We start from the raw sequence: 25,988 nt of genomic DNA on the forward strand, positions 1-25,988 counted from the left end.
TTGCAAAGCTTTTGAAGGAAGGTCATCAGGTTCGCACGACAATACGGAGCGCCCGCCGCGAAGCCGAAGTTCGGTCGATGGTGCGCGATGGCGGTGTCGAATCCGACCAGGAGCTTTCTTTCAGCCAGACCGATCTAACCGATGATCGTGGCTGGGCCGCTGCGATTACCGGATGCGACTATGTGCTACATGTGGCTTCGCCGTTTCCACAGCAAGTTCCCGATAACGAGGATGAACTGATCGTTCCGGCGCGTGACGGTACGTTGCGCGTTTTGCGCGCCGCCAGAGACGCCGGCGTGAAGCGTGTCGTGTTGACCTCTTCATTTGCAGCCATCGGCTACGGCCATGCCAGCTACGACAGGGTCTTTGACGAGGACGACTGGACGGACCAGATGTGCAGCCCTATATCAAATCCAAGGTCCTTGCCGAGCGAGCCGCCTGGGACTTCATCGACAGGGAAGGCGGCTCTCTGGAAATTTCGGACGTCAACCCGGTGGACATTTTAGGGCGTGTTCTAGGGCCGGACATTTCTGCTTCGATCGCCTTCAAACGGTTACTCGAAGGCGCTCCGCCCCTGCCTGGCTTGAGCTTCGGCATGGTCGACGTCCGTGACCTGGCGGACCTCCACATCCTCGCGATGACGGCGGAGGCGGCTAGGGGACAGCGGTTCATCGGTGTGAGCGGCGACGTCGTCACGCTCTTCGATATCGGGAAGACCCTCAGGGAGAAGTTGGGCGAGCTCACTCCAATGGTGCAAACACCGGAGATGGAAAAGGTAGCGAGCGCCCCCGTTCCCAAGAGCACCAGCGATAAGGCTATGCGAGTGCTGGGATGGCGTCCTCGCCCCGAGGAGGAAACCATCATCGATACGGCCCGTAGTCTATTTCGTTATGGCGTCGTAAGCTCGGTTTAGCGGTCACCGCATGTCTTGGTGTCGATTGGGCGAATGCGGATTGCGATATTTGTTCTGATCTCTTCAGCTGCTGCGGACGAAGAATGACGGGGTCAAAGGTTCTGCTCCCATCAAGAGCTTGAAAACTACTCGGCGTTAGCCACACCAGCGGAACCGACACCCACGCTTGCGTTGCTGATCCGGTCAGTATAGGTGGTACAGCGTGAACGGTCAGACTCGGCTTATAGCGCTGAAGGCCTTCGACCGAACGCAGTCACTCTTGTGAGCAAGATTACATGTGATGCGCAGAGGTATTAGAAGTTTCCTTGCAAGCGCGTGGCCACAGCCTGCATTCGTGCAGATCGAATCTGAGCGCAAACAAAACTTAACTGCTCCTTGGAACGATCGCGTCAGTTCCGTGATACATTGTTCGGTTATTGCGACATATCCGCTGATCGACGAAGAGGGCCGCAAGTTCACGTTCTTTCAAAACCGATAGACCTTATTGTTCCTTTTGGAATTGTGCCGAGACAATGATTTCGGCTCACAGGGCTGAAGGTTTTGCCTGCGCGATCTCTCTGGTGATCGCCTCCGCCGTCGACAGCACCGCGCGCTTGATTTCCTCGATCCTTTTCTCATCGACACCAGCGACGAATGGAACGCTGACCGCCGCGATGACCGTATTTTCATGGTCGCGTATAGGGGCAGCAATGGCATGAACACCGGACATCTGCTCGCCTATATCCCGCGCCCAGCCAGTGGTGCGGATGTGCTCCAGTTCTTCCAGCATGCGGTCCGGATCGGAAATCGTATGACTGGTGAAACGCTCGAGTTTTGTCAGCCGGCGATTGACATCCTCCTGTGCGGCGAAGGCGAGAAGGACCTTGCCAGCAGCACCAGCATGAAAAGGGAGCCGCTGGCCCGCCACTGCGGTCAGTGCGTATTGGCCATGCCCTTGCGCAGCCGCAACGACGAGAACACTGTCGCCTGAGGGTGCCGTGAGCTTACTACCTTCGCCAGTCAACTCCGAAATCCTGTTGAGATGCGGCTGTGCAATCGCCAGGAGATCGTAGCTCGCGACATTCGGCGCGACATGGGCGGCAAGCGTCAGCAGCCGCCGGCCGAGTGTATAGCTGCCGGCAGGCGAGCGATGGACGAAGTCATGGGCGCTCAGCGTGTTCAACATACGGTAGACCGTCGTGCGCGACAGCTTCACGGCCTTGACGACATCACGGATCGTCGCGCCTTCCGGGGTGCGTTCCAATAGCGCGAAGACTTCCACCATCTGTTCGATGACCGGAATACGATATTTCTGTGCGGCGTCTTCACTGATCTTGTTCATTCGCAACCTTCGGCGGCCTCTTCGAGTAAAGCTCCTAATTCAATAAGCAATGCTTGCTTTTCGCGCAATCGCGGTTCGCCTCGGTTGACTCCCGCGACAAATTCCCGCTAAATTCACAAATGAACTCGTATCAGTTCAAATATAAACAAGTCAGTCGGCGCTTTTCGATTTTCTGTTTGCCCTGGTTGGGTAAGCGCACGGCTGTTCGCCGACATGGCAGCCGTCGCAGGCGGAGAGGTTTTCAACGAGGAGGATGTGAAATGAAGAATGTGAAAGCGATTGGTCATATTGCCGTTAGCGTAAAGAACATCGAGCGTTCGATGGACTTTTACGTCAACAAGCTCGGTTTCGAGGAGATGTTCCGGCTGGAGCGGGACGGCCGCCTCTGGATTGTCTATCTGCGCATTACGGATACGCAGTTCATTGAACTCTTTCCCGATGGCGTGGGCGATAGCGCACCGCCCTTCGCCAATGTTGGTTACAATCACCTCTGCCTCGAAGTCGACGATATTGATGCGGCGATAGCCGAAATCACGGCGCGCGGAGTGACGCTCACGGCCGAAAAGAAGCTCGGCGTCGACCAAAACTACCAGGCTTGGATCGCCGATCCTGAAGGCAATCGAATCGAGCTTATGCAACTTGGCGCCAACGCCATGCAGACGGCGGCCATTCGCCGCATCAATGGACAGGCATGAGCCATGGATCTGTTCAGACATCTCGGGCATATCGCCCTGCGCGTGAGCGATCTCGACAAGTCGCTTTCCTTCTACCAAAAGCTTGGCTTTCGCGAAATGACACGCCTGCTCAATGAGCAGGGAGAGGCGTGGATCGTCTATCTCAGGATCAACGACGACCAGTATCTTGAACTTTTCCCAAAAGGCGTGAAACGGCCACAAACCGGCCCGGATATGATTGGCATTTTCCATATCTGCCTTACGGTCGGCGACATCGACAAGACATTCGCGGAGCTTGCAAAGGCCGGCATCCAACCGAGCCAGCCGCGATCGACCAACCGCGGCGTCGATGGCAATCGCGGCGGGTGGATCGAAGATCCCGACGGCACGCAGATCGAGATCATGGAAATGGCACCTGACTGTATTCAATTGAGGGCGATCGAAAGACTGCGCACGGAAGCTGCTTGACGATGATAGGGGAGTGACCGCCCTTGCCGGGCGGCCTTTTTCTGACGAGAGCTGGGAAGGCTTACGATCAGAAGATCTGATCATAGGCATCCTGCAGAGCGTGGATGAATTCTTCGTCCGTACGCTTCGGGTCGCTCCAGTATTTGTCGGCCTGCTCCCATATCGTCCGGTACCAATCGGCATCGGCTGTATTGAAGGGATTAGAGACCTGCTTGTTAGGGTCTTTCAGCGTATCCAATACGAGTTTGTTGCACGCATCGAGATTGGTGGTATCGGCATCGATGCGCACAGGGCTTGCGCCCTTCTTGAGAACGAATTCTGCGTTGAGTTTAGGGTCGACATCAAGCTTGGCGAAATCTTCCTGCGCCTTGGCAGTCTCCGCATTGTTGGTGTTGAGGAAGCCCCAGGCGTCGACTGTCACGACCACAGCCTTGGTGCCTGGAATGTTCATGCAGTCAAAATCGGTGCCAAGCTTCTTGTTCGCCGCCAAGAATTCGCCCTTCATCCAGTCGCCGTGGATCTGTAGCAGCGCTTTGCCTGTTATAACGAGGTTCGTCGTGTCGTTCCACTGACGGTTTGGCGAACCGGGATCGGTATGATCGGCGATCTGGCGAAATCGCTTCAGTGCGGCCCGCATTTCCGATGTGTCGAGTACGCTCTTGTCGGGCTTTTCGCCGTAGAAGCGATTATAGATATCGAGGCCCTCCTCAGCCGCGATCAATGCCTGGAGCAGATAGGCCTTCTGGAATTGGTCTCCGCCTTGGGCGATTGGGATATAACCGGCGGCCTTCACCTTATCGAAGGCGGCGAACAGATCATCGAGCGACGTCCAGGATTTCGGATCGATGCCGACTGCATCGGCGACATGCTTGTTATAATAAATCATGCCATCGATGTGCACGGTCGCCGGCGCTTTCATGATTTGCCCGTCGACAGTGATGTTCTTCAGCACCGAAGGCGGGAAGTTCTTCGTCGCACCGATGCTGTCGAAGAGCTTGTTCAGCGGCACGCCGAGATTCTGCTTGTTCAGATCACGGTAGATGCCTGGATCGGAATTCATGAAGATCGCCGGCGGATTGCCGCCGGCGATCATGTTCATCAGGCTGACATTGGTGCCGGAATCATGCGCGATGGAAAGGTCCTTCCATTGGTGCCCGTCCTTGGCCCAGGCATCGCGCAGCACGCCGAGTGCCGCGATCTCGGAAGGCTTCGACCAGGTATGATAGACAACGACCTCATCCGCACGCGCGGTGCCCCCAAAAGCGGCGGCGGTGATCAGCAGGGACACTCCCGCTACAAAATTTATTCTTCTCATGCGTCATTCCTCCCTTTGAAATTCCCGCGCCGGGACTTTGACTAAAGCCGTTGGCCGCTCGGTGCGTCGAAAACGTTCAGTTTGTCGAGCGGCAGGTAGATCGGCAGTACTTGGCTTGCGCGATAGCGGTTGGCGCTGCGACCGTCGATGCGGACGGCGATATTCCGGCCGGAAAAGGTCAAGAAAACGAAGGCGTCGGGGCCGGACTTTTCGAAATATTCGACCGGACAATCGAAGCGGATGGCATCGCCGGCATCGCCACGCTCCTCGGTCAGAAGGTCCTCAGCGCGGAAGCCGATCTTGACCGTCGCGCCGTCGATTGGCCGGTTCTTCCATTTGTATTGCCCAAGGTCGATTTCGACGGTGTTTGTTTCATCGGCTGCCACGAAACCGCGTCCGTTGTTTTTTATGGTACAGTCGAGCAGGTTCATAGCCGGCGAGCCGACGAAATCGGCTACAAATAAGTTGGCGGGTTCGTTATAGATTTCGTCCGGCGTCCCGAACTGCTGGATGACGCCCTTATCCATCACCGCGATTTTCGTCGCCATGGTCATAGCTTCGACCTGATCATGCGTCACGTACACAACGGTGTTTTTAAGCTGGTTGTGCAGCTTCTTGATCTCGATCCGCATTTCGTTGCGCAGCTTGGCGTCGAGATTGGAGAGTGGTTCATCGAACAAACAAACGCCGTATTGCTTGACGAGAGCCCGCCCGATTGCGACGCGCTGGCGCTGACCGCCGGAGAGCTGGGAGGGCTTGCGATCGAGAAGGTGCTCGATCTGCAAAAGCTCGGCCGCCCAGGCGATGCGCTGATCCGCTTCCGCCCTCGTGATGCCGCGCGAGGAAAGACCGAAGTTCATGTTTCCGCGGACCGTCTTGGTCGGATAGAGCGCGTAGGACTGAAAAACCATGGCAAGGCCCCGGTCTTTCGGGTCCAGATGGCTGACATCGCGTTCGCCGATGAATATCTGACCGCTGTCGATTTCGAGCAGGCCGGCCAGCAGATTGAGAAGTGTGGTCTTGCCGCAGCCGGACGGTCCAAGAAGCACGAGAAAATCCCCGTCGCCGATACTGAGGTTGAGATTCTCGACGACTGTGAGTGCGCCAAACTTCTTGACGATATTGTTGAATGAGATGGATGGCATGCTTTCATCCCTTGATGGCGCCGGCCGTGATGCCCTGCACGAAAAACTTGCCGAGAACGAAATAGATGGCCAGTGGCGGCAGGGCCGTCAGCAGAGCCGAGGCCATGTCTACCGCATAGTTTTTGGCGCCTGTTGTCGTGACCGTGATGTTGTTGAGCACGACTGTCATCGGCTGCGCATCCTGCGCCCCAAAAGTCAGGCCCACCAGGAAGTCGTTCCAAATGCCCGTGATCATCAAGATCAAAACGACGATCATGATGTTGCCGGACATGGGCAGCACGATTTCGAAGAAGATTCGCCAGAAGGAGCCGGAATCAATCATCGCCGCTGCGATGATCTGCGGTGGCATTCCGCGGAAATAATTGCGGAAGATCAGCGTCAAGAAGGGGAGTGACAGGACGCTATGGATGACGGCGATGCCAAAGGTCGTGCCATAGATGTGCAGCATGCCGGCGATCTTGATCAGCGGATACATGATGATCTGGAAGGGCACAAAGGCGCAGATGAAGAGCACAAACAGGAAGCCGTTCGCCCATTTGACGTTCCAGAGCGCGAGTCCGTAGCCAGTGATGACCGAAAGCGAGATCGTCAGCACCAGGCTCGGCGTGAGAATATAGAGCGAATTGACGAAGCCGACGCGCACCCCGTTACAATTCATGCCGGAGCAGGCCTGTGTCCAGGCATAGACCCAGGCGTCCACCGCCCAGGGGTGCGGCCAGGAGAAGATCTGGCCTTCGCGGATCTGGTCCATGGTCTTGAAGGACGTGACGACGATGACGTAGAGCGGCACTGCAAAGAAGGCTGCGGCCATCAGCAGGAAGACGAAGATGACGATGCGATGCGGCCGGACGAGTGGACGGCGCCGTGCCTTCGCCTGGCGGTCAGACTGCGATTCCACGGAAATGGCCGTCATGTCGCGTTCCTCTGTCGGATAACGGTGATGATGACGAGGGGCAGAAAGAGGACGAGCGTCGTCAGGAGCATGACGGTGGCGCCCGCCGAGGCGAAGCCGAGATTCTGCTTTTGCCAGTAGGCGTCGATAACGAAATAGGCAGGCATGATGGAGGCGCCGCCTGGTCCCGCATTGGTCATGGCGACAATGATGTCATAGGCTTTCACGACTCCGATGCAGAGCAGAATGATACAGGTCAGGAAGGTGAGCTTCATCGTGGGGATGATGACCTCGATATAGAGCCGCCAGAAAGGTACGCCATCGAGTCTCGCCGCCTGCCAGATTTCCGTGTTGATGGATTTGAGGCCTGACAACATGAGTGCCATGAAGAAGCCCGTCGATTGCCAGATGGCGGCGAGAATGACGCCGAACATGACCGTATCCTGGCTCGCAAGCCAGTTGAATGATGCGCTCTGCCAGCCGAGCGAATGAAGCACGTTTTCCACGCCGAGACCGGGGTTGAAAAGCCAGCGCCAGACGAGGCCCGTCACGATCAACGAAACGGCGAGAGGGTAGAGAAAGACCGTACGGAAGATGCCTTCTCCATGGACTTCTTTATCGATCAGTGCCGCCAGTACGAAGCCCACGACGATTGAAAGCAGGCTGCCGAGCGCGAAGATGAGAAGGTTTTGCAGCGACAGCAGCCAAGAGGCGTCGTGAAACAGCCGCCAATATTGTTTCCAACCGACCAGTTCGTAGTCTGGAAAACGCCGGCTCGCGGTGAACGAGAGATAAACGGTCCAGCCGATCGAACCAATGAAAAAGACAAGCGTCAACAGCACCGCCGGCGCAACGGCCAGATGCGGGGTGGCGCGGCTCCATCGGATTCCCATGAGCCTCCTCCTACGACTGCAAGCGCTTCACTCCTCTGAAACGTCACAATCAGTTTTTATATGAACTATATCTTGTTCATAACGGACCAAATATAGGAATCGAAAACTTCCGATGTCAAACGGTTTCGGCTAGCCGTGCCTCCTTGGGTGTTGCATGACTTCAATCGAAGAAGCTCAGATCATCCGGTCCCAAATAGCGCTTTGCCTTCTCCGGCACGAGATCGATTCCCATGCCGGGACGCTCCAAGACGTCGACGACGCCATCGCGGACAATGGTCCGCGGCAGGCCCTCCACGATGTCATACCACCAGTCCGGGTCTCCGGTCGTGTATTCGAAAGCGATGAAATTGTTCGGTAGCGTGGCACAGACCTGGATCAGCGCGCCAAGGCCGAGCAGACCGTTGGCGGTGCCATGTGGCGCCATCAGGATCGAGTGGAGGTCGGCGTATTCGCAGATCCATTTCAGCTCGGCGATGCCGCCGACATCGGCGGGATCCGGCCCGATAATATTGACCGCATGGGTCTCGATCAGCTCCTTGAAATTCTGCCGCAGATAGATCTGCTCGCCGGTATGGATCGGTGTCGTGCTGATGCGTGTTAATTCGCGATAGACGCCGGCATTGACCCAGGGCGTATAGTCACCGGAGATGAGATCCTCCAGCCACATCAGGTGATAGGGTTCCACCATCCGCGCCAGACGAATGGCGTCCGGCAGTAGCCAACCCGGCCCGCAGTCGAGGGCGAGTCCTATCGCGTCGCCCGCGACCTGCTTCATCGCGGCCACGCAATCCACAAGATGGCGAAGCCCTTTTTCGGTGATCGGACCGCGATCCAAGGCGCCGTGAAAAGGACCGTCCGATGGTTCGCCGTAATAGAAGTTCGGAACTTCGCGTTTCATGGGCGAATGAAAGCCGATCGGCTGCTTGATGATGGTGAAGCCCTCAGGCAGGGCCATCATCTTCTTAAGATCGTCGGCATAATCCTCCGGGCGATAGCCGACCAGCGGAAAGCGGATCGCGCCGTTATAGACGCGAATGCGGTCGCGAACCTTGCCGCCAAGCAGCTTGTAGACCGGGAGTCCGGCGGCCTTACCGGCCGTATCCCAGAGCGCCATCTCGATGACGCTGACCGCCGATCCCCAAGGCTTGAAGCCGCCGCGCTGGCGGATCTTCAACATGATGCGCTCAATGTCTGTCGGATCCTCGCCCACCAGCGCCTCGCGAAATGCGAGGATATGGGTCTTCAGGTAGGGTTTCCAGGTTTCCGCCTGGCCATAGCCGCAAATGCCCTCGTCGGTGATGACACGCACGACCGGGCTCTTGCCGATGACGGCACATTTGAGATCAACGATCTTCATTCCTAATCCTCCCTAAAAGCGGTTTTAGATCGGCGTCGCTTCGCTGGCTGGGCGGGAGGTTCGATCGCCGCGGTGCGGAATTCCTGCAGGCGCGCGGTATCCGTGCCTGCGACGAAAGCATGCTGGCAGCCGAGACCATCGGGACCGGGCGATCGAAGACGGGCGCGGCTTCGTCCACGGTACACTCATTCCGTCCCATCTGCCGAAGGAGATTGACAATCCTCCATTTATCCCACTACCATGCAAATGTGAACAGATGATGTTCAAATGTGAATTGATTGACAAAGATCGATTAATTCAGGCGGGCTTGTCGGCGCGGTCCGCCCAGCGGAAGGAAAGCCATGGACAAGCAAGCTCGCGAAATCGCCGGCAGGGCCGAGCGGTTCAAGAAACTCTATACGGCCGCAGTCTACGACATCATGGATGAGATGGGCTTGCCCAATCAGTGCCTGGATCTCGGCATTCGCGCACTGGATCGTTCGATGCGGATCGCCGGCCCCGCTTTCACGGTCGCCGTGACAGCGGATATGCGCAGCGACGATGAATATGATCTCGAGGAAGTTAAAAGCTTTACCTTCTTCCGCCGTATGTATCAGGGCTGTGTTGTGCTTATATCAACGGCCGGTGAGCGCAAGGCCGGGCATTGGGGCGAGCTGATGAGTACTGCCTCAAAGGCGCGCGGCGCCGTCGGCGTCGTGGTCGATGGCGGCATTCGCGACGGCAATATTCTGATGGGCATGAAGGACTGGTCGGTCTTTACCCGTTATCTCTCGCCGATCGAGTCCCGCGGCCGCACGCGCATCGGCGGCATTGAGGTTCCGATTGCCGTGGCGGGTACGCTGACGACGCAGATTCGGGTCAATCCTGGCGACTGGTTGTTCGGAGACATGGACGGCGTGGTCGTCATTCCCGCCGATAAGGTGGATATCGTTCTGGCCAAGGCGGAAGAGGTGACGACGATCGAGAATCGCTCCCGCAACGAAATCCTTGCCGGGGGTGATGTCGCCGATATCTATGCGAAATATGGGCGGCTGTGAGCACGGCATGATCGGCTGGGAGGACGCATGAAGATCACGGCGCAGAAAGTTTTCACTGCCAATGTCTCGCGCACCAACTTCGTCTTCGTGAAGCTTTATACGGACGAGGGCTACGAGGGCGTGGGCGAGGCGACGCTTGAATGGAAGACGCTAACCATCGTCTCGGCGCTGGAAGAGCTGGAGCGCGTTCTGATCGGCCGCGATCCCTTCGCGATCGACGCCACGATCGAGCAGTTGCATCGCGACTCCTACTGGCGTACGGGCGCCGTCTTTCGTACCGCGCTCGGCGCCGTCGAGGCGGCGCTGCTCGACATCAAGGGCAAGGCGCTCGGTATACCGGTCTTCGAACTGCTTGGCGGGAAATACCGTGACCACGTCGCCTGCTATGCCAATCACTGGTTCTTCGGCGCGGTGACGCCCGAACAATATGCCGAAAACGCCCGCAAGGCCGTCGCGATGGGCTATCGCGCCCTGAAATGGGATCCCTTCGATACCGCCGATTTGGAAATGGACAGGCAACAGCGTCGTCAGACGATTGATATCGTAGCCGCGGTGCGCGATGCGGTTGGCCCTGATGTCGATCTCATGCTCGACGTCCACGGCCGGCTGAACGTGCCGACAGCGATTGCCATGTGTCGTGAACTCGCATCCTATGATCTGCGCTGGATCGAGGAGCCGACGCCGCCCGAAAGCATCGACGCGTTGGTCGATGTCCGCGCCGCAAGCCCTGTGCCGATCGCCGCCGGCGAGCGCTGGTTCGAACCGGTAAAATTTCTGGAAGCGCTCAGCAAGAAAGCCGTCGATGTTCTCCAACCAGACGTCTCGCATGCGGGCGGTCTCGGCGAGACAAAGCGCATCTCGCACATGGCGCATCATCATCTGATCCCTGTTGCTCCGCATAATCCCGTTGGGCCGGTTATGAATGCGATGACGCTGCATATGTCGGTCGCGATCCCGAATTTCTCCATATTCGAAACCGTCTCCGTCGACGTGGCGTGGCGCAAGGAGCTTGTCCGCGAAACGCTGCAATTCGAGAACGGTTCGATTCTTGCGCCGACAGCACCTGGCCTCGGTGTGGAGCTCATTGAGGAGGCCTGCGCCCGCTATCCCTATAAACCTCTTAATGTGCCACTTTTCGACGGCAGCCTGAATAACAGCGGTGTTGCGACGGGCGCGGCGACCTTTCCCCGCGATTGACAGCGGCGGGCACCGCGCGAAGTTATATGGGAAATTGTGTAATTCGCATGTGAATAAGGGGGGTGACGCAAGCGGCGATCTGATGTCGCGACCAACGGAGCTCACCGCGCCTGGGCCGAAAAGAGGAGCCGCCCGATCCTTGCGCAGGATAGAGGTGAATTAAGGAGACAGGCGCGGCGTTGAAACCGCGCGACGGAGGAGCAAGCGATGAAGAGTTCGAGGATAGCGGCCGCGCCCGCCACGGTCTTGGTATTTGCATTGACGGCCAGCGGCGCCTTTGCCGGCGAAGTTGTCTGGTGGACGCCCAACTGGGGTCAGGCTCGCGCCGAGAAGTTAGCGGCGGACTTCCAGAAGGCCAACCCCGGCATTACCATCAAAATGGAGATCACCACCGCCAACGGTCTGCCGCAACGCATCCTGACAGCATTGCAATCGGGAGCCACACCCGATGTTATCGAGGTGCAGCACCCCTGGGTCCAGGGCTATGCTCAATCCGATCTGGTGCAGCCGCTCGACGACGTCATCCAGGATAAGGACGACTACAACAAGGCGTCGATTAACTACGACACCTATGAAGGCAAGCTTTACGGAATTCCCTACCGCATCGAATGCGTTGGTCTTCTTTATAATCTCGACGACTTCAAGGCCGCCGGTCTCGATCCCGCCAATCCACCGCAGACCTGGGATCAATGGATGGACGCCGCCGGGAGGATGACGACGGGCGGCAAATTCGGCATGGCGATCACCGGAGGCGGGGAGGTCGGAAACACGATCACGCGCCTGCTGCCGCTGATCTGGATGAACGGTGGCGACATTATCAGCACCGATGGCAAACGTGCTGTCGTCAACTCGCCGGAAGCAGTCGCGGCCGTTAAGTTCTATACGGATTTCTACAAGAACAAGTATTCGCCGGACTCGACGCTCCAGAACGATGGCATCGCCAATCGGCAACTGTTCATTGCCGGCAAGATATCCATGTACCAGACGGGACAGTTTGATATCGCGCCGATCATGAAGGGGAGGCCCGATCTGAAGCTTGGCGCTATGGCAACGCCCCATCCCGATGGCCGGCAGACGGCGGCCGTCATCGGCGGCTGGAGCTATGTCGTCCCCAAGGACGCTAAAAACTCGGACGATGCGAAAAAGCTCATTCAATTTCTGAATAGATCGGACAATCAGGGTTTCTTCACCGACACCTTCCCTGCCAGAGCATCGGCGCTGAACTTGCCGCGCTTCCAGGACCCGATGCTGAAACAATTCGCCGCAATGCTGCCCTATGGCCGGCCCGCGCCGAATACGCCTCATTGGGTGGAGATCTCACAGACGCTGTTTGATGGCGTTCAGCGCATATTGTCTGGCGATCAGGATCCAAGAGCCTCGATGGATCAGGCCAATAATGAGATTGAAGCCCTGCTCGATAATTGAGCTTGCCGTGGTCGGATGAGAGAAAAAGGTGATTAATGGATCGCCAGTCTACCGGTCTTTTGTTCGTTCTTCCCGCCATGATCGTGCTGGCCATGTTGATCGCCTATCCCGTCGCCTATACAGTATTTCTCAGCGCGACCGATGTGCACGGCGCGCTGACGGTGCGAAACTTTACCAACGTGTTGCGCGCGCCGGTCACGCGGCAGGCCTTCGTCAATCTCATCTATTTTGTCGGCGGATCCATCATCTTTCAGGTCATGCTGGGCACGGCTGTAGCGATCCTGCTGAACCAGCATTTCACGGGCCGCGCCCTGTTGCGCTCGATTACGCTCATCCCCTGGGTCGTGCCGGGCATCGTTGCCGCCACGACCTGGGCGTGGATGTTCCACACTGAATTCGGCATCATCAATTATATGATGACGGGTACTGGGTTCTTTCCTGCGCCGATCAGCTGGCTGACGAACGGCAACACTGTCATGCCGGTGCTGATCGCAATCAATGTCTGGAAGCTCTTCCCCTTTGTCGCAATCATGGTGCTCGCGGGATTGCAGGCGATCCCGAGAGAGCTTTATGAGGCTGCAAAGGTGGATGGAGCGGGGTTTTGCGAGGAGGTCTGGTACATCACGCTGCCGCAAGTGCGCTCCGTCATCGTGGCGGTGACGTTGCTTCTCGTCATATGGGGGCTGAACTCCATCACGCTGATCTATGCGATTACCAAGGGCGGGCCCGCCAATAAGACGCTGATTACGCCGATCCAGATCTTCCGCCTCGCCTTTGAGAGCTTTCAGTTCAATCAGGCAGCCGCGCTTTCCGTAATCTTCGTCGTCGTCGCCGGAACTGTGGTCGCGCTTTATCTGAGAGTGTCCTCGGCCGCTGAGGGCGAGGCACGATGAAAATCCGCTTCAGCTCCCTGGCAATCGCTTCCTCCTGCCTCGTGCTGGCCTTTATCTGCCTGTTTCCCTTCGCCTGGATGGCGCTGTCTTCCATCAAGACGCTGCCGGAACTCTACACCGTGCCGCCGCACTGGCTGCCCTCGGTTCCTACGATCGGCAACTATATCAACGTTGTTTTCAACTCGAATATTCCCCGCTATTTCTTGAACAGCGTCATCATCTCGGTCGGTTCGACCGGGCTGGCGTTGATCCTGGCGATCTTCGCATCTTATGGATTTGCGCGCTTCGATTTCCGCGGCAAGCGCCTGCTGCAGTCATTGGTCCTGATTGGACAATTGCTGCCGACGGCGGCGATCATCGTGCCACTATTCATCACGCTGCGATATCTGCATCTCGTCAACACCTATTGGGGACTGATCCTGGTCTATATGATCATTACACTGCCGCTCAGCGTGTGGATGCTGACCAGCTATTTCAAGGCGCTGCCGGTCGAGCTTGAAGAGGCAGCGACAATCGATGGCGCCTCGCGCCTCGGCATTCTGTTCCGGATCACGCTGCCATTGTCGACCCCCGGGCTGGTCGCCGTCGTAGTCTATGCCTTTGTCACAACCTGGAACGAATTTATCTTCGCACTGTGCTTTGCAACCGACTCGTCGGTCAAAACTCTGCCGATTGGGCTTGCAGAGTTCTCGACCGAATTCAACACCGATTGGGGCGGCGTCATGGCGGCATCCATGGTGATGACCGTTCCGATCGCCGTGCTTTTTCTCTTCTTCCAAAACCTGTTCGTCGGCGGTCTGACGGCCGGCGCAACCAAGGGATGATGACATGACGAATGATAGATCTATTCCCCCGCTCGGCCTTGGTACTTATGGCAGGAGAGGCAGCGACGGTATCTCAGCGATGATCGAAGCGATCGAGATAGGCTACCGACATTTGGATACCGTTCAGACCTACGATACCGAAAGCGCGGTTGGCGAAGCGATGCGCCGGTCCGGTCTGGCGAGGACCGATTTTTTGTCACCACCAAGGTCGCCGATTTCAATCTCGGCAAGGCAAAGTTCATGCCTTCGGTGAGAAAGAGCCTAAAGGCGATCGGCCTCGATCACGTGGACTTGCGTTGACCCACTGGCCCTCATTTGGCAACGCGGTCTCATTCGATGACTATATGACTGCATTGGCAGAAGCACAGCAGGAAGGGTATGCTCGGCTGATTGGCGTCTCCAATTTTCCAATTGCGCTACTGGAAAAGACAAGGGTGCTCCTGGGCGCAGGTGCCATTGCCACCAATCAGGTCGAGATTCATCCGTATTTGCAGGCGCCGAACTTGCGCAACTATTCCCGAAGGTCGGCCTGCAATTGACTGCTTATCAGCCCTTAGCCAAAGAGAAGTTCGTTCCGACAATGTTTTGAAGCGGATCGCCATTGCCCATGGCCCGATATCCGCCGTAGCGTTGGCCTTCCTATGGCTGAGGGTCACATCGTTATGCCTGCTTCGGGCAATTCGGCCAATTTGCGCGCCAATATGAAGGCGTTGCAAGTACTGCTTAGCAATTAGGACGTGCTGGAGCTGCGTCAGCTGGATCGCGGCTATCGCCGGATAAACCCGGAAAAATCACCGGCTTGGGATGATTGATACGGGCAGTACTGACGTGAGGATCCAGTTAGTCAAGTTGACGGGTAGATTGAGGCGCCCGCGCTTTCGGCCGGCGCCCGAAGCCGTTTGTCTTTGGTCGATGAAGCTGCGCGGATTTAGGGGGCCCGGTGCCAGCAACGATCCACGCACCAATGCTCTCGCTGTTTCACGCCGATCTGACGCCCGTGAAGTCCCAGATGGAGGATCATGCACGCGAGGCCACCACTTTTTCTTACGCGGTTGCGGCTACAGCGGCGTTTGACGAATTCTTCGAATCCGTTCCAGCTCTTTGTTTTCAAGCAATTCAGGACGGAAATCCGCCGCGCACCTTTCTGGAACTGCTCTAATCTTCAGTAGGCGGCGAGCAAGTTCGACCCGAAATCGGGCTCGACGCCGAGCAGCGGCGCGGCGTGACTGATGATGTCATGGACCATGGGTGCCGCCGTGTTGGTCGCGAAGGTCAGATTGTGTTCGCCCGTCAGAGGCTGGTCGACGAAGGCCAGCACTACGTATTTCGGGTTATTCATTGGGAACGCCGCCAGGAACGAGTTGAAGCTGAGCTTGTGCGAATAAACGCCGTGAATGACCTTGTTTGCGGTGCCCGTCTTTCCGCCGACATGATAGCCGGGGACGTCGGCAGGTTTGCCAGACCCTTGCTCACCGTTCAATTGGAAGAGGTAGCGGATCGTGTCGCTGGTGCTCTTCTTGACGATCATCGTCTCGGTCTTCTCCGCCTCTTCCTGCGTGCGCGGAAGAAAGGAGGGTTCGATCAGCTTGCCGCCGTCAATGAGGGCTGCACCAGCGACGGCCGTCTGCATCGGCGTGGTGGCAACGCCGTGGCCGAAGGCAATGGTCATGGAGTTGAGCTTCTTCCACACCTTTGGCTGACTGGGCGCCTTCACCTCGGGCAGTTCGGTCTGCATCTTCGTCAACAGCCCGAAGCGGGTCAGATAGCTCTTCTGGATGGTCATGCCCACCTTGTCCATCATCTTGGCCGTGCCGATGTTGGAGGAATAGCGGAAGATTTCCGGGATCGAGAGGACACGCCGCGGCACGTCGCGATCGTCATGGATGGTGAAGCCGCCGTAATGCAGAGGGGCGCTGGCGTCGAAAGTATCCGTCAGCTTGACCATGCCCGTGTCGATGGCCATCGCGATCGAGAAGGTCTTGAACACCGAGCCCATCTCGTCGGTGCCGTTCGACATGCGGTTCAGCCAGCCTTTGACATCAGCCTGCGGATCGTTCGGATCGAAATCGGGGGCGGAGGCCATAGCCAGGACTTCACCGGTGTGAATGTCGAGAATGACTGCGCCGGCTGCCTGACTCTGGTATCGACCGATTGCATCCGACACCACGTCATGGACGATGTTCTGGACGCGCAGGTCGATCGAAAGTCGCACTGGCTCCAATTGGTCGCGGCTCGTCAGGCCCGTGGACGCGAGATCCGACAGACCCTGCATGTCGAGGTATTTCTCCATGCCGGCAACGCCATGATTATCGATATCCACATAGCCGAGAATATGCGCGGCGGTTCGCCCGCCCGGATAGAAACGCTTGACCTCAGGCCGAAAGCCGATCGCCGGAATGCCGAGCGCCAGGATTTCGCTCTGTTCCTTCGGCGTCAGCTGCCGACGCAGCCACGCAAAATGCGAGCGGCGGTCGGCAAGCTTCCTATAAAGTGATTTGCGGTCGATATCGGGAAAGATCGAGGCGATTTTTTCCACTGCCTCGTCCGGATCGATCACGCGGTTGGGCTCGGCAAACATCGAGACTGTGCGAATATCGGTTGCGAGCAATTCGCCGTTTCTGTCGACGATATCCGGGCGCGCGGCGCTGACATGATCCGGCGGAATCGCCGACGTGTCGGTCCTCGGCTCCATATCGAAATAGGCAAGCCTGGCAAAGATCGCCACATAACAGACGAGCAGCCCACCTGCGAGCATCATGATGCGAGCTTTGGCGAGTTTGGCTTTGCCCGTTGCGCGTACTGGCGGGCGTTCGCGTCCGCCCGGACCAAAGGTGATTCTGATGAGGCGACCGCTATTTGCGCCGAGGGCGTGGATGATCGACATGAACGATTTATTCGCAAAACAGGGGAAGGCGGACGTGCCTCTGGATCAACAATCTCTAAGCTCAAGATGGTTAACAGGGGCCTAATTATAAGTTTTTCTTACTAACGTTGTGTTTGAGGCGCACCTCGCGCCCTGCGCGCATGACAGTTGCGGGCAAGATAGCCTTGCCCAACTATGTCCGTGCCAAAACTCTTTGGATGTGGTTCAGAGCGAGAGCTGTTCGGCACCCTGAGCTCGAGCCAGAGCCTCGAGTTCCTCATAAAGCGATTCCGCAAAGCTGCGCAGCACAGTCAGCTCGAAATCGTTCATGCCGGTGCGCGTAAGCTGCACCGAGATATGACCGAAAAGCGTCATGGCACTGCGCCCCTCCGGGAAGCTCGATGGATGCAGATCGACGGCCGTACCTTTGTTGAGTATCCGGGGCGCGTCCTGGCCCGAAACGAGGATGCGGATACGGCCATGGCTTTGGTCGCAGATGAAGGCGCGGTCGGCGAGGGCATCGGCGAGAGCCCGCTTTTGGGATTGAACGAGCTGCTCGTTACCGGCGATGAACCATTGCCGGTATCCCGACGGGCGTACGGAACTCCGCTTGAGGCCGGCCACAGGAAGATGGGCCAAAAGCTCTTCGCTCGTGGTCGTGCCCAGCACATGCAGAAGATGCCCCTCGGGCAGGGCTTCAAGCCGGATGGTCTCGCCTCGCAGGACGGCCTTTCCGGCAAGGACCGGCTTTGATATCGGCAAATCAGGCATGGAGTTTCTCATTCTGAGGGTCGAAGAAGACCGGGCTGCAGATCATTGCATCCGTGTATTCGTTTCTAAGCCCGTTCCAGACGACGACCTTCTCGCCGATGCGCTCCGGACCGTTCTTAATGAGAGCGAGCCCGATCGTATGGCCGAGACTGGGGGAAAAGGCGCTCGATGTCACATAGCCTTGGTCGTTTTCGAGTGTCGTCGCCGCACCGTCCGCAAGGATATGGGCGCCGGTACGGAAGCTTGTTGCCGGGTTCACCGGTTTGACACCGACGAGGCGAGGCCGATCGGCGGCCTGGAGACCCTCGCGCGCGAGCATCGCCTTGCCGATGAAATCAGGCTTCGCCCCCGAAACCATACGGGCAAAGCCAAGATCGCCTGGTGTTACCGTGCCGTTGATCTCGGCATGGGTGACATGACCCTTCTCGATACGCATGACGCCAAGCGCCTCGGCGCCATAGGCGCAAATTTCATGTTTTTGACCCGCCTCCATGATGGCGTCGGCGACGAATTCGCCATAGGCCGCCGGCACGCCGAGCTCGTAGGCGAGCTCGCCGGAAAAAGATATGCGGAAGAGGCGACCCTCAAGCTTGCCGCCGAACAATGAGACTGCGCGCGCGCTCATGAACGGGAAGGCGGTGTTGGAAATGTCCTCGTCGACGATCTCGGAGAGGATCGACCGCGACTTCGGTCCGGCGACCGCCATCTGCGCCCACTGATCGGTTGACGACGCGAAATAGACCTCCAGCTCGGGCCAGAGCGTCTGGGCACAGAACTCCAAGTGGGTGAGCACGCCGGCGGCAAGCGCTGTCGTCGTGGTCATGAAAAAATGGTCTTCGCTCAACCGGCTGGTGGTGCCGTCATCATAGATCATGCCGTCTTCGCGCAGCATGATGCCGTAGCGCGCCTTGCCGACGGAAAGCTTGGCGAAACCGTTGCAATAGATACGGTCGAGGAAGGTGGCGGCATCCTTGCCGAAGATCTCGATCTTGCCGAGCGTGGAGACATCGCAGATGCCGGCATTCCTGCGGATGTTCAGCACTTCGCGATCGACGCTTTCACGCCAGGTCTTTTCGCCGTCACGCGGAAACCAGGATGAGCGGTACCAGAGGCCGGTCTCGACGAAGACTGCACCATTCTTCTTCGCCCATTCGTGCAAGGGGGATTTTCGCGCCGGCTGAAAATGCTTAGCCCGCGAATTACCTGTCAAAGCACCGAAGGAAACCGGCGTGTAGTAGGGCCTGAATGTCGTGGTGCCGACCTCGGCCGGCGATACGCCGCGGGCCTCGGCCAGGATGCCGATGGCATTGATGTTGGAAAGCTTGCCCTGGTCGGTCGCCATGCCGTTTGTCGTATAGCGCTTGGCAAGCTCCACATCGCCATAACCCTCGCGAACGGCAAGGCCGAGATCCTTGATGTGCACGTCGTTCTGATAGTCAACGAAGGCCTTGCCCCTGCCACCTTTGACAAACCAGAGCGGCTTGGCAGCAGGCGTTGCTTCCTCCATTGACGCAAAGGCCGGGACGATCTTGCCAAAGCCGATTGCTTCCAGCGCTTCGGCGGCTTTGATCGCTCCATCGCCAAGGCAGCTATCCGTGGAGGCAAGGCCGGCGGCGCCGCCAGCAACCAACAAGCCCTCCTGTCTTTCGGGCGCGAGGAAGGCTCCGTGCTTTTCCGACCAGACCGGCTTGGCGCCGCGATGGCAGGCAAGGTGAATGATCGGGCTCCAGCCGCCGGACATGGCAAGCGCGTCGACTTCGATTTCCCGGCCACCGGAGGAGCTCGCGACGGTCACCCGGCGCAGCTGCTTGCGGCCATGCGCGTCGATGACGCGAGCGCCGGCCAAGACCTGTGCCTTGCCGTTCCAGAGATCGTTGCCATCGGTGCGACTATCGACGATGGCGGTAACCTCGACGCCCGCTGCCTCGAGCTCGGCGGCGGTGCGGTAGCCGGAACTGTTGGTCGTGAAGACTATCGCGCGCTTGCCAGGCGCAACCGCCTGCCGATTCAGATAGCTGCGCATTGCGCTTGATATTATCACGCCCGGAATGTCGTTGCCGCCGAAGACGATTGGCCGCTCTTCCGCTCCGGTCGCGAGGATCGCCTGCTTGGCGATGATACGCCACAGGCGCTCGACCGGCCGTCGCGGATCAGGCGTCGCCACATGCTTCTGAACGCGTTCGACCGCCCCGAAGACATTATCGTCGTACCAGCCGATAACTGTCGTTCGCGGCAGACATTGAACGTTCGGCAGGCTGTCCAGTTCGTCCAACATGTCCTTGAGGGACGAGCTGCTCTCCAAGAGTAAGCTGCCGCCGAGAAGGAAGCCTTCGTCAGCGAGAATGACGCGCGCGCCGGCGCGTCCCGCCGTCAGCGCCGCGGCAAGACCTGCAGGCCCGGCGCCGATCACGAGCAGATCGCAATGCGCCCAGCATTTCTCATAGGAATCGGGATCCGCCTCATAGGACGCCTTGCCGAGACCGGCGGCCTTGCGGATCAGCGGTTCGTAGACCTTCTCCCAGAAGGCGGCGGGCCACATGAAGGTCTTGTAGTAGAAGCCGGCGCTGAGGAAAGGCGACAGCAGGCCGTTGACGGCGCTGATATCGAAGCCGAGCGACGGCCAGCGGTTCTGGCTGCGCGCCGAGAGCCCATCATAAAGTTCGATCATCGTTGCGCGGCTGTTTGCCTCGGTACGACCGCCTGTGCCGGTCGTGACAAGCGCATTGGGTTCGGCGGCACCCGCCGTCAGGATGCCGCGCGGGCGATGATATTTGAAGCTGCGGCCGACAAGCTGGATGCCGTTGGCGAGCAGGGCGGAGGCAAGCGTGTCGCCGGGATGACCATTCAAATCCCGGCCATCGAAGCTGAAGGCGACGGTCTTCGAACGATCGATCAGGCCGCCGGAGGAAAGACGATAGCTGCTCATGCGCCGCCTCCAAGCTTGGCAAGTGCCGCGTCGCTGACGCCATGAACCTTATGGGTGACGGTATCACGCTCGACGATCAGCCAGCGACGGCAACCGGATGAGTGATGCCAATACTCCTTGTGAAGCCCCTTCGGATTGTCGCGCAGATAGACGTAGTCGTACCAGTCTTCCGCGCTGGCGTCGGCTTTCGGGCGGGCGAGGCTCGCATCCCCCTTTATGGTGAACTCTTCCTTGGGACGGGCGCCGCAGTGAGGGCAGGAAATCAGGCTTGCCATGTCGTCATGTCCTCAATGCAGGTTCGGTTGGGCGCCGACGCCTTTTTCATCGATCTGATAACCGCGCCGAAAGCGATCGAGGCGCAGCTGCGTCGCCGTCTCATGCGGCTCGTTGCGGGCGATCAAATGCGCGTAGCAATAGCCCGACGCCGGCGTCGCCTTGAAGCCGCCATAGCACCAGCCGGCGTTCAGATAGAGATTGTCGATGTGGGTCCGGTCGATGATCGGGGAGCCGTCCATACTCATGTCCATGACGCCGCCCCATGTGCGCAGGTAGCGCACGCGCGTCAGCGCCGGGATCATCGCGACGCCGGCTTCGGCGACATGTTCGACGGTCGCGAGATTGCCACGCTGGGCGTAGGAATTGTATCCGTCGATATCGCCGCCGAAGACAAGACCGCCCTTGTCGGACTGCGAGACATAGAAATGGCCGGCGCCGAAGGTGACGACGCAATCGATGAACGGCTTCAAGCCCTCCGAGACGAAGGCCTGAAGCACATGGCTTTCGATCGGCAGCCGCAGGCCCGCCATGTCGGCTACGACGGTGGAATTGCCGGCTGCCGCCAGCGCCAGCTTGCCGCAGCCGATGAATCCCTTGGTGGTTTCGACGCCCATCACACGGCCTTGATCCGTGCGGATGCCCGTGACTTCACAACCGGTGATGATGTCAACGCCACGGCTGTCGGCGCCGCGGGCATAGCCCCAGGCGACTGCGTCATGACGCACGGTGCCGCCGCGCGCCTGCAACAGGCCACCCATGATCGGGAAGCGCGCGTTTTCGAAATCCAGGAAGGGCAGCTTTTTGCGAACGGCTTCGCGATCGAGCAATTCCGCGTCGACGCCGTGCAGGCGCATGGCGTTGCCGCGGCGGGTATAGGCGTCGCGTTGAGCATCCGAATGAAATAGATTGAGGACGCCGCGCTGCGAGACCATGGCGTTGAAATTGAAATCCTGCTCCAGCCCTTCCCAGAGCTTCATCGACAGCTCGTAGAAGGGATTGTTGCCGGGCAACAGGTAGTTCGAGCGGATGATCGTGGTGTTGCGGCCGATATTGCCCGAGCCGAGATAGCCCTTTTCCAGAACGGCGACGTTGGTGATGCCGAAGGTCTTGGCCAGATAATAGGCGGTTGCCAGCCCATGGCCGCCGCCACCGACGATGATGACGTCATAATGCGGTTTCGGTTGCGGCTGGCGCCAGGCAGCCGCCCAGCCGGTATTGCCGCGAAGGCCGTTGAGGAAAACAGAAAAAGCCGAATAGCGCATGGTTCGATCCGCTGTGAATTGCGCTCATGATGACAGAGTGGCAAATGTCGACTTGCCCAATTAGGACCTCTTTCGATAGAAAAGGGACATGGCGCCAATCGATGCAAGAAATAGTCAGTCCATCGGCTTCGTCCTGATTCCGGGATTCGCGCTGATGTCCTATGCTTCCGCGAGCGAGCCGCTGCGGGCGGCCAATCTTCTGGCCGGGCGCGAGATCTATCGATTGTCGATCTTTTCGCCGGACGGCACCCCAGCGGTATCCTCTGGTGGTGTACCGGTGCCGGCCGGGCCTCTTCCCGGTCGAGGCTCGGGTCTTGGCACGGTTTTCGTCTGCGCCGGCGGCTCACCGCGCGATTGGCACTACCCCACGGTTCTCGCCTGCCTTCGCCAGCTCGCACGCGAGGGCGTGCGCATCGGCGGCATTTCCGGCGGTCCCTATCTATTAGCCGCCGCCGGTCTGTTGGCCGAGCGCGACTTTACCATCCACTGGGAACATGCACCCGCCCTGCTCGAAGCCTTTCCAGCGCTTACGCCGCGCCAGGCGCGCTTCGTCATCGATGGCAATCGCATCACCTGCGGCGGTGGCATCGCGCCGCTGGACATGATGCATGTGCTAATATCAGAGCACATGGGCGCCGATTTCGCCCGGCGCGTCAGCGACTGGTATCTGCACACCGAAGTCGGCGAGCCAGCGGCGCCGCAACGCGGTTCGCTGGCAGAACGCTACGGCGTTCACCATCCGGGTCTGCTCAGCGTTCTTGCAAAAATGGAGGAAACGATCGAGATGCCGCTCGACCGCACGGCCATGGCGCGGATTGCAGGTGTCACGCCGCGTCATCTTGACCGGCTGTTTGCTAGTCATCTCGGCTCGACATTCCTAGATCAATATCGGCTGATACGCCTGCGGCATGCCCGGCGGCTTCTGGAGCAAAGCCCGCTTTCGATTTCCGAAATCGCCATCGCCACCGGCTTTTCCAGCGGCGCGCATTTCTCCAGAGCCTATCGCTCGCTTTATGGCATGGCACCCGGCGAAACCCGCCGCGACTGATTTTCGTCATAGTTGAGAAAATTTCACTGAGAGGATAGAGTTCTTTCCAGCAAGCCCTGCCGGTAAAAAGGATACGGAATGAAAAACAAGGCAGACACTGTATCGGCCGACGACCAATCCCATGCTGGACGGTCGGCCTTCTCCCAAAATCCGCATGCGGTGCGCGAGCCGAAGGAAAACAATCTCGAAATGGCGATCGGCCACGAGGTTCGCGCCTATCGCAAGAAGCTCGGTATCACTGTGACGGATCTCGCCGCCGCGACGGGGATCTCGCTCGGCATGCTGTCGAAGATCGAAAACGGCAATATCTCGCCGTCGCTGACGACGCTGCAATCGCTGTCGCGCGCGCTCGGCGTGCCGCTGACCGCCTTCTTCCGCCGCTATGAAGAGCCGCGCAACGCCGTCTTCGTCAAGGCCGGCCAGGGCGTCGAGCTGGAACGCCGTGGCACGCGCGCCGGCCATCAGTACAATTTGCTCGGCCATATCGACAACAATTCCAGCGGCGTCATCGTCGAGCCCTATCTCATCACGCTGACGGCGGATTCCGATGTCTTCCCGACGTTCCAGCATGAGGGCATGGAGTTCCTCTATATGCTCGAGGGCGAGGTCATGTACCGCCATGGGGACCAGCTTTATCCCATGCAGCCCGGCGATAGCCTCTTCTTCGATGCCGATGCGCCGCATGGCCCGGAGGTGCTGGTGAAACTGCCGGCAAAATACCTTTCGATCATCAGTTACCCACAGCGCGGCAAGACCGACTGACTTGCCTTAAAAGAAAAATTTATTCTTTTGAGTTGAAAAACCGCAACGGACCTGATAGCCATTTTTGCAGATGCGAAAACGGAGGCTTTGGGCATGTGCGGAATTGTCGGTCTTTTCTTGAAGGATAAGGCGCTGGAGCCGAAACTCGGCGCGCTTCTGTCTTCCATGTTGATCACGATGACCGATCGCGGACCTGATAGTGCGGGTATCGCGATTTACGGCAACGATAATGGCAGCTCGGCCAAGATCACCGTTCAGTCACCTGATCCGGTCAAGGATTTCGACGGATTGGAATATGAGCTGAGGCGGGCGCTCGACATTCCCGTGGCCGTGGCGGTCAAGAGCACGCATGCGGTCATCACCCTTGCCAAGGACAAGCTTGAAGAGGGCAGGGTGGCACTGGCGGGTCTGCGCCCGAATATCCGGGTCATGAGCAGCGGCGATACCGTCGAGATCTACAAGGAGGTCGGCCTGCCGAAGGATGTGGTCTCGCGCTTCGGCGTCACCGCCATGTCAGGCACGCACGGCATCGGCCATACCCGTATGGCGACGGAATCGGCCGTGACCACGCTCGGCGCCCATCCCTTCTCCACCGGTTCGGATCAGTGCCTGGTTCACAACGGTTCGCTCTCGAACCACAACAATCTGCGTCGTGAGCTGAAGCGCGAGGGCATGAACTTCGAGACGGAAAACGATACCGAGGTCGCGGCCGCCTATCTGACGGCCGAGATGGCCAAGGGCAAGGATCTCGGTGCGGCGCTCGAAAGCGCGGTCGACGATCTCGACGGCTTCTTCACCTTCGTCGTCGGCACGAAGTCCGGCTTCGGCGTCGTTCGCGACCCCATCGCCTGCAAGCCGGCGGTCATGGCCGAAACGGACCAGTATGTCGCCTTCGGCTCCGAATATCGTGCGCTCGTCAATCTACCGGGCATCGAGGATGCCCGCATTTGGGAGCCGGAGCCGGCGACCGTCTATTTCTGGGATCACGAAAAGGCTGCCTGATCAGAAGCGCCGTAATCGAGAGAGATCTTACATGCCAGTTTTCGACCTATCCGTCACGCCGCTGCGCGAACTCAACAGCGCCCTTCATGGCCTCGCCGCCGGCACCAACGATACAGCTTTCGAAGTCGTCAATCCGCGCGGCCATCATGCTGTTGCCGCAGGTATCGACGCGCCCGTCACCGTCGATATCAAGGGCTCCGTCGGCTATTACTGCGCCGGCATGAATGATGGCGGCAACGTCACCATCCACGGTTCGGCCGGCCCAGGCGTTGCGGAAAACATGATGTCCGGCACCGTCGTCATCGAAGGAGATGCCAGCCAGTATGCCGGGGCGACCGGGCAGGGTGGCCTGCTTGTCATCAAGGGCAATGCGGCCTCGCGCTGCGGCATCTCGATGAAGGGCATCGATATCGTCGTCTACGGCGATATCGGCCATATGTCGGCCTTCATGGGCCAATCCGGCCATCTGGTCGTGCTCGGTGACGCCGGCGATGCGCTGGGGGACAGCCTCTATGAGGCCAAGCTCTTCGTCCGCGGTTCGGTGAAAAGCCTCGGCTCCGATTGCATCGAAAAGGAGATGCGCCCGGAACACCTGCAGAAGCTCTCCGAGCTTCTGGAAAAGGCCGGCGTGCGCGGCGTCAGGCCGGAGGAATTCAAGCGCTATGGATCGGCGCGCAAGCTCTATAATTTCAATATCGACAATGCCGACGCGTACTAAGGCGAA

Annotated in this window: 26 protein-coding genes; 15 read left to right on the forward strand and 11 right to left on the reverse strand. The window is 58.7% G+C overall.

Annotated elements, in window-relative coordinates:
• The first annotated feature begins 11 nt into the window (after positions 1-11).
• Both I8E17_RS35405 and I8E17_RS35410 read left to right on the forward strand, forming a co-directional pair.
• The gene (locus I8E17_RS35405; RefSeq protein ID WP_307777821.1) at positions 12-506 is read left to right on the forward strand and encodes an NAD-dependent epimerase/dehydratase family protein; all 495 of its coding nucleotides are present in this window, start codon (positions 12-14) and stop codon (positions 504-506) included.
• The gene (locus I8E17_RS35410; RefSeq protein ID WP_307777825.1) at positions 395-913 is read left to right on the forward strand and encodes a hypothetical protein; all 519 of its coding nucleotides are present in this window, start codon (positions 395-397) and stop codon (positions 911-913) included. Before I8E17_RS35405 ends, I8E17_RS35410 begins: the two co-directional genes overlap by 112 nt.
• Positions 914-1,436: 523 nt before the next feature.
• On the opposite strand, the gene I8E17_RS30550 is transcribed toward I8E17_RS35410, so the two are convergent.
• Entirely contained in the window at positions 1,437-2,234 is a 798-nt protein-coding gene (locus I8E17_RS30550; RefSeq protein ID WP_113367592.1) for an IclR family transcriptional regulator, read from the reverse strand.
• A gap of 260 nt (positions 2,235-2,494) precedes the next feature.
• Between I8E17_RS30550 and I8E17_RS30555 the strand changes: the two genes are divergently transcribed.
• Both I8E17_RS30555 and I8E17_RS30560 read left to right on the forward strand, forming a co-directional pair.
• Entirely contained in the window at positions 2,495-2,929 is a 435-nt protein-coding gene (locus tag I8E17_RS30555) for a VOC family protein (RefSeq protein WP_069614874.1), read from the forward strand.
• Positions 2,930-2,932: 3 nt separating this feature from the next.
• Positions 2,933-3,376: a VOC family protein gene (locus I8E17_RS30560; RefSeq protein WP_113367591.1), complete on the forward strand. Its 444-nt coding sequence runs from the start codon at positions 2,933-2,935 to the stop codon at positions 3,374-3,376.
• A 67-nt stretch (positions 3,377-3,443) separates the two neighbouring features.
• Here I8E17_RS30560 and I8E17_RS30565 read toward each other — a convergent pair whose 3' ends face one another.
• The 5 genes from I8E17_RS30565 to I8E17_RS30585 all read right to left on the reverse strand — a co-directional run bounded on the left by I8E17_RS30565 (position 3,444) and on the right by I8E17_RS30585 (position 8,978).
• Positions 3,444-4,691: an ABC transporter substrate-binding protein gene (locus I8E17_RS30565; RefSeq protein ID WP_069614872.1), complete on the reverse strand. Its 1,248-nt coding sequence runs from the start codon at positions 4,689-4,691 to the stop codon at positions 3,444-3,446.
• Positions 4,692-4,732: 41 nt separating this feature from the next.
• Complete coding sequence (locus tag I8E17_RS30570; protein WP_069614871.1) at positions 4,733-5,836, reverse strand: ABC transporter ATP-binding protein; 1,104 nt, start codon at positions 5,834-5,836, stop codon at positions 4,733-4,735.
• Positions 5,837-5,840: 4 nt separating this feature from the next.
• Positions 5,841-6,749 carry a carbohydrate ABC transporter permease gene (locus tag I8E17_RS30575; protein WP_069614870.1) on the reverse strand — a complete coding sequence of 303 codons (909 nt, stop codon included), beginning with the start codon at positions 6,747-6,749 and terminating at the stop codon, positions 5,841-5,843.
• Positions 6,746-7,621, reverse strand: a complete 876-nt coding sequence (locus I8E17_RS30580; protein WP_069614869.1) for a sugar ABC transporter permease — start codon at positions 7,619-7,621, stop codon at positions 6,746-6,748. The genes I8E17_RS30575 and I8E17_RS30580 overlap by 4 nt, the downstream gene beginning before the upstream one ends.
• 160 nt (positions 7,622-7,781) lie before the next feature.
• Positions 7,782-8,978 carry a mandelate racemase/muconate lactonizing enzyme family protein gene (locus tag I8E17_RS30585; RefSeq protein ID WP_069614868.1) on the reverse strand — a complete coding sequence of 399 codons (1,197 nt, stop codon included), beginning with the start codon at positions 8,976-8,978 and terminating at the stop codon, positions 7,782-7,784.
• 341 nt (positions 8,979-9,319) lie between these two features.
• Between I8E17_RS30585 and I8E17_RS30590 the strand changes: the two genes are divergently transcribed.
• The 7 genes from I8E17_RS30590 to I8E17_RS30620 all read left to right on the forward strand — a co-directional run bounded on the left by I8E17_RS30590 (position 9,320) and on the right by I8E17_RS30620 (position 15,513).
• On the forward strand, positions 9,320-10,015 hold the full coding sequence (locus tag I8E17_RS30590; protein ID WP_069614867.1) for a dimethylmenaquinone methyltransferase: 696 nt from the start codon (positions 9,320-9,322) through the stop codon (positions 10,013-10,015).
• A gap of 27 nt (positions 10,016-10,042) precedes the next feature.
• Positions 10,043-11,212 (forward strand): mandelate racemase/muconate lactonizing enzyme family protein, encoded by a 1,170-nt coding sequence (locus I8E17_RS30595; RefSeq protein ID WP_069614866.1) that lies wholly within the window; start codon positions 10,043-10,045, stop codon positions 11,210-11,212.
• 207 nt (positions 11,213-11,419) lie between these two features.
• On the forward strand, positions 11,420-12,637 hold the full coding sequence (locus tag I8E17_RS30600) for a sugar ABC transporter substrate-binding protein (protein WP_069614865.1): 1,218 nt from the start codon (positions 11,420-11,422) through the stop codon (positions 12,635-12,637).
• A gap of 35 nt (positions 12,638-12,672) precedes the next feature.
• Positions 12,673-13,530 (forward strand): sugar ABC transporter permease, encoded by an 858-nt coding sequence (locus I8E17_RS30605; protein WP_069614864.1) that lies wholly within the window; start codon positions 12,673-12,675, stop codon positions 13,528-13,530.
• On the forward strand, positions 13,527-14,354 hold the full coding sequence (locus tag I8E17_RS30610) for a carbohydrate ABC transporter permease (RefSeq protein WP_069614863.1): 828 nt from the start codon (positions 13,527-13,529) through the stop codon (positions 14,352-14,354). The genes I8E17_RS30605 and I8E17_RS30610 overlap by 4 nt, the downstream gene beginning before the upstream one ends.
• A 344-nt stretch (positions 14,355-14,698) precedes the next feature.
• Positions 14,699-14,893, forward strand: coding sequence for an aldo/keto reductase (locus I8E17_RS30615; protein ID WP_229002238.1), 195 nt, complete (start codon positions 14,699-14,701; stop codon positions 14,891-14,893).
• Between the two features lie 401 nt (positions 14,894-15,294).
• Positions 15,295-15,513: a hypothetical protein gene (locus I8E17_RS30620; RefSeq protein WP_141720094.1), complete on the forward strand. Its 219-nt coding sequence runs from the start codon at positions 15,295-15,297 to the stop codon at positions 15,511-15,513.
• 3 nt (positions 15,514-15,516) lie between these two features.
• On the opposite strand, the gene I8E17_RS30625 is transcribed toward I8E17_RS30620, so the two are convergent.
• The 5 genes from I8E17_RS30625 to I8E17_RS30645 form a co-directional block, all read right to left on the reverse strand.
• Positions 15,517-17,238 carry a penicillin-binding protein 2 gene (locus I8E17_RS30625; protein WP_069614861.1) on the reverse strand — a complete coding sequence of 574 codons (1,722 nt, stop codon included), beginning with the start codon at positions 17,236-17,238 and terminating at the stop codon, positions 15,517-15,519.
• A gap of 204 nt (positions 17,239-17,442) precedes the next feature.
• A complete protein-coding gene (locus tag I8E17_RS30630; RefSeq protein WP_069614860.1) occupies positions 17,443-17,988 on the reverse strand; it encodes a sarcosine oxidase subunit gamma family protein in 546 nt (181 codons plus the stop codon).
• Complete coding sequence (locus tag I8E17_RS30635) at positions 17,981-20,914, reverse strand: sarcosine oxidase subunit alpha family protein (protein ID WP_069614859.1); 2,934 nt, start codon at positions 20,912-20,914, stop codon at positions 17,981-17,983. The genes I8E17_RS30630 and I8E17_RS30635 overlap by 8 nt, the downstream gene beginning before the upstream one ends.
• Complete coding sequence (locus I8E17_RS30640; protein ID WP_069614858.1) at positions 20,911-21,189, reverse strand: sarcosine oxidase subunit delta; 279 nt, start codon at positions 21,187-21,189, stop codon at positions 20,911-20,913. Before I8E17_RS30640 ends, I8E17_RS30635 begins: the two co-directional genes overlap by 4 nt.
• A 12-nt stretch (positions 21,190-21,201) precedes the next feature.
• On the reverse strand, positions 21,202-22,452 hold the full coding sequence (locus tag I8E17_RS30645; RefSeq protein WP_069614857.1) for a sarcosine oxidase subunit beta family protein: 1,251 nt from the start codon (positions 22,450-22,452) through the stop codon (positions 21,202-21,204).
• An 88-nt stretch (positions 22,453-22,540) separates the two neighbouring features.
• Here I8E17_RS30645 and I8E17_RS30650 point away from each other — a divergent pair, with 88 nt between their 5' ends.
• The 4 genes from I8E17_RS30650 (at position 22,541) to I8E17_RS30665 (ending at position 25,982) form a co-directional block, all read left to right on the forward strand.
• Entirely contained in the window at positions 22,541-23,500 is a 960-nt protein-coding gene (locus I8E17_RS30650; RefSeq protein WP_069614856.1) for a GlxA family transcriptional regulator, read from the forward strand.
• A gap of 78 nt (positions 23,501-23,578) precedes the next feature.
• Entirely contained in the window at positions 23,579-24,262 is a 684-nt protein-coding gene (locus I8E17_RS30655) for a helix-turn-helix domain-containing protein (protein ID WP_069614855.1), read from the forward strand.
• Between the two features lie 93 nt (positions 24,263-24,355).
• Positions 24,356-25,264 carry a glutamine amidotransferase family protein gene (locus tag I8E17_RS30660; protein ID WP_069614854.1) on the forward strand — a complete coding sequence of 303 codons (909 nt, stop codon included), beginning with the start codon at positions 24,356-24,358 and terminating at the stop codon, positions 25,262-25,264.
• 31 nt (positions 25,265-25,295) lie between these two features.
• Complete coding sequence (locus I8E17_RS30665) at positions 25,296-25,982, forward strand: GXGXG domain-containing protein (protein WP_069614853.1); 687 nt, start codon at positions 25,296-25,298, stop codon at positions 25,980-25,982.
• Positions 25,983-25,988: the final 6 nt, after the last annotated feature.

The sequence above is a fragment of the Rhizobium sp. AB2/73 genome (genome assembly GCF_020871915.1).
Taxonomy (GTDB): Bacteria; Pseudomonadota; Alphaproteobacteria; order Rhizobiales; family Rhizobiaceae; genus Rhizobium; species Rhizobium dioscoreae.

What these genes read in the sequence shown, in the direction of transcription:
- I8E17_RS30575 (WP_069614870.1), bottom strand. Translation starts at nt 6,749, where the DNA reads ATGACGGCCATTTCCGTGGAATCGCAGTCTGACCGCCAGGCGAAGGCA.
- I8E17_RS30650 (WP_069614856.1), top strand. Translation starts at nt 22,541, where the DNA reads ATGGCGCCAATCGATGCAAGAAATAGTCAGTCCATCGGCTTCGTCCTG.
- I8E17_RS30665 (WP_069614853.1), top strand. Translation starts at nt 25,296, where the DNA reads ATGCCAGTTTTCGACCTATCCGTCACGCCGCTGCGCGAACTCAACAGC.
- I8E17_RS30590 (WP_069614867.1), top strand. Translation starts at nt 9,320, where the DNA reads ATGGACAAGCAAGCTCGCGAAATCGCCGGCAGGGCCGAGCGGTTCAAG.
- I8E17_RS30550 (WP_113367592.1), bottom strand. Translation starts at nt 2,234, where the DNA reads ATGAACAAGATCAGTGAAGACGCCGCACAGAAATATCGTATTCCGGTC.
- I8E17_RS30640 (WP_069614858.1), bottom strand. Translation starts at nt 21,189, where the DNA reads ATGGCAAGCCTGATTTCCTGCCCTCACTGCGGCGCCCGTCCCAAGGAA.
- I8E17_RS30610 (WP_069614863.1), top strand. Translation starts at nt 13,527, where the DNA reads ATGAAAATCCGCTTCAGCTCCCTGGCAATCGCTTCCTCCTGCCTCGTG.
- I8E17_RS30630 (WP_069614860.1), bottom strand. Translation starts at nt 17,988, where the DNA reads ATGCCTGATTTGCCGATATCAAAGCCGGTCCTTGCCGGAAAGGCCGTC.
- I8E17_RS30645 (WP_069614857.1), bottom strand. Translation starts at nt 22,452, where the DNA reads ATGCGCTATTCGGCTTTTTCTGTTTTCCTCAACGGCCTTCGCGGCAAT.
- I8E17_RS30585 (WP_069614868.1), bottom strand. Translation starts at nt 8,978, where the DNA reads ATGAAGATCGTTGATCTCAAATGTGCCGTCATCGGCAAGAGCCCGGTC.
- I8E17_RS30655 (WP_069614855.1), top strand. Translation starts at nt 23,579, where the DNA reads ATGAAAAACAAGGCAGACACTGTATCGGCCGACGACCAATCCCATGCT.
- I8E17_RS30560 (WP_113367591.1), top strand. Translation starts at nt 2,933, where the DNA reads ATGGATCTGTTCAGACATCTCGGGCATATCGCCCTGCGCGTGAGCGAT.
- I8E17_RS30615 (WP_229002238.1), top strand. Translation starts at nt 14,699, where the DNA reads ATGACTGCATTGGCAGAAGCACAGCAGGAAGGGTATGCTCGGCTGATT.
- I8E17_RS30565 (WP_069614872.1), bottom strand. Translation starts at nt 4,691, where the DNA reads ATGAGAAGAATAAATTTTGTAGCGGGAGTGTCCCTGCTGATCACCGCC.
- I8E17_RS30570 (WP_069614871.1), bottom strand. Translation starts at nt 5,836, where the DNA reads ATGCCATCCATCTCATTCAACAATATCGTCAAGAAGTTTGGCGCACTC.
- I8E17_RS30605 (WP_069614864.1), top strand. Translation starts at nt 12,673, where the DNA reads ATGGATCGCCAGTCTACCGGTCTTTTGTTCGTTCTTCCCGCCATGATC.
- I8E17_RS30625 (WP_069614861.1), bottom strand. Translation starts at nt 17,238, where the DNA reads ATGTCGATCATCCACGCCCTCGGCGCAAATAGCGGTCGCCTCATCAGA.
- I8E17_RS30635 (WP_069614859.1), bottom strand. Translation starts at nt 20,914, where the DNA reads ATGAGCAGCTATCGTCTTTCCTCCGGCGGCCTGATCGATCGTTCGAAG.
- I8E17_RS30595 (WP_069614866.1), top strand. Translation starts at nt 10,043, where the DNA reads ATGAAGATCACGGCGCAGAAAGTTTTCACTGCCAATGTCTCGCGCACC.
- I8E17_RS30555 (WP_069614874.1), top strand. Translation starts at nt 2,495, where the DNA reads ATGAAGAATGTGAAAGCGATTGGTCATATTGCCGTTAGCGTAAAGAAC.
- I8E17_RS30580 (WP_069614869.1), bottom strand. Translation starts at nt 7,621, where the DNA reads ATGGGAATCCGATGGAGCCGCGCCACCCCGCATCTGGCCGTTGCGCCG.
- I8E17_RS30600 (WP_069614865.1), top strand. Translation starts at nt 11,420, where the DNA reads ATGAAGAGTTCGAGGATAGCGGCCGCGCCCGCCACGGTCTTGGTATTT.
- I8E17_RS30660 (WP_069614854.1), top strand. Translation starts at nt 24,356, where the DNA reads ATGTGCGGAATTGTCGGTCTTTTCTTGAAGGATAAGGCGCTGGAGCCG.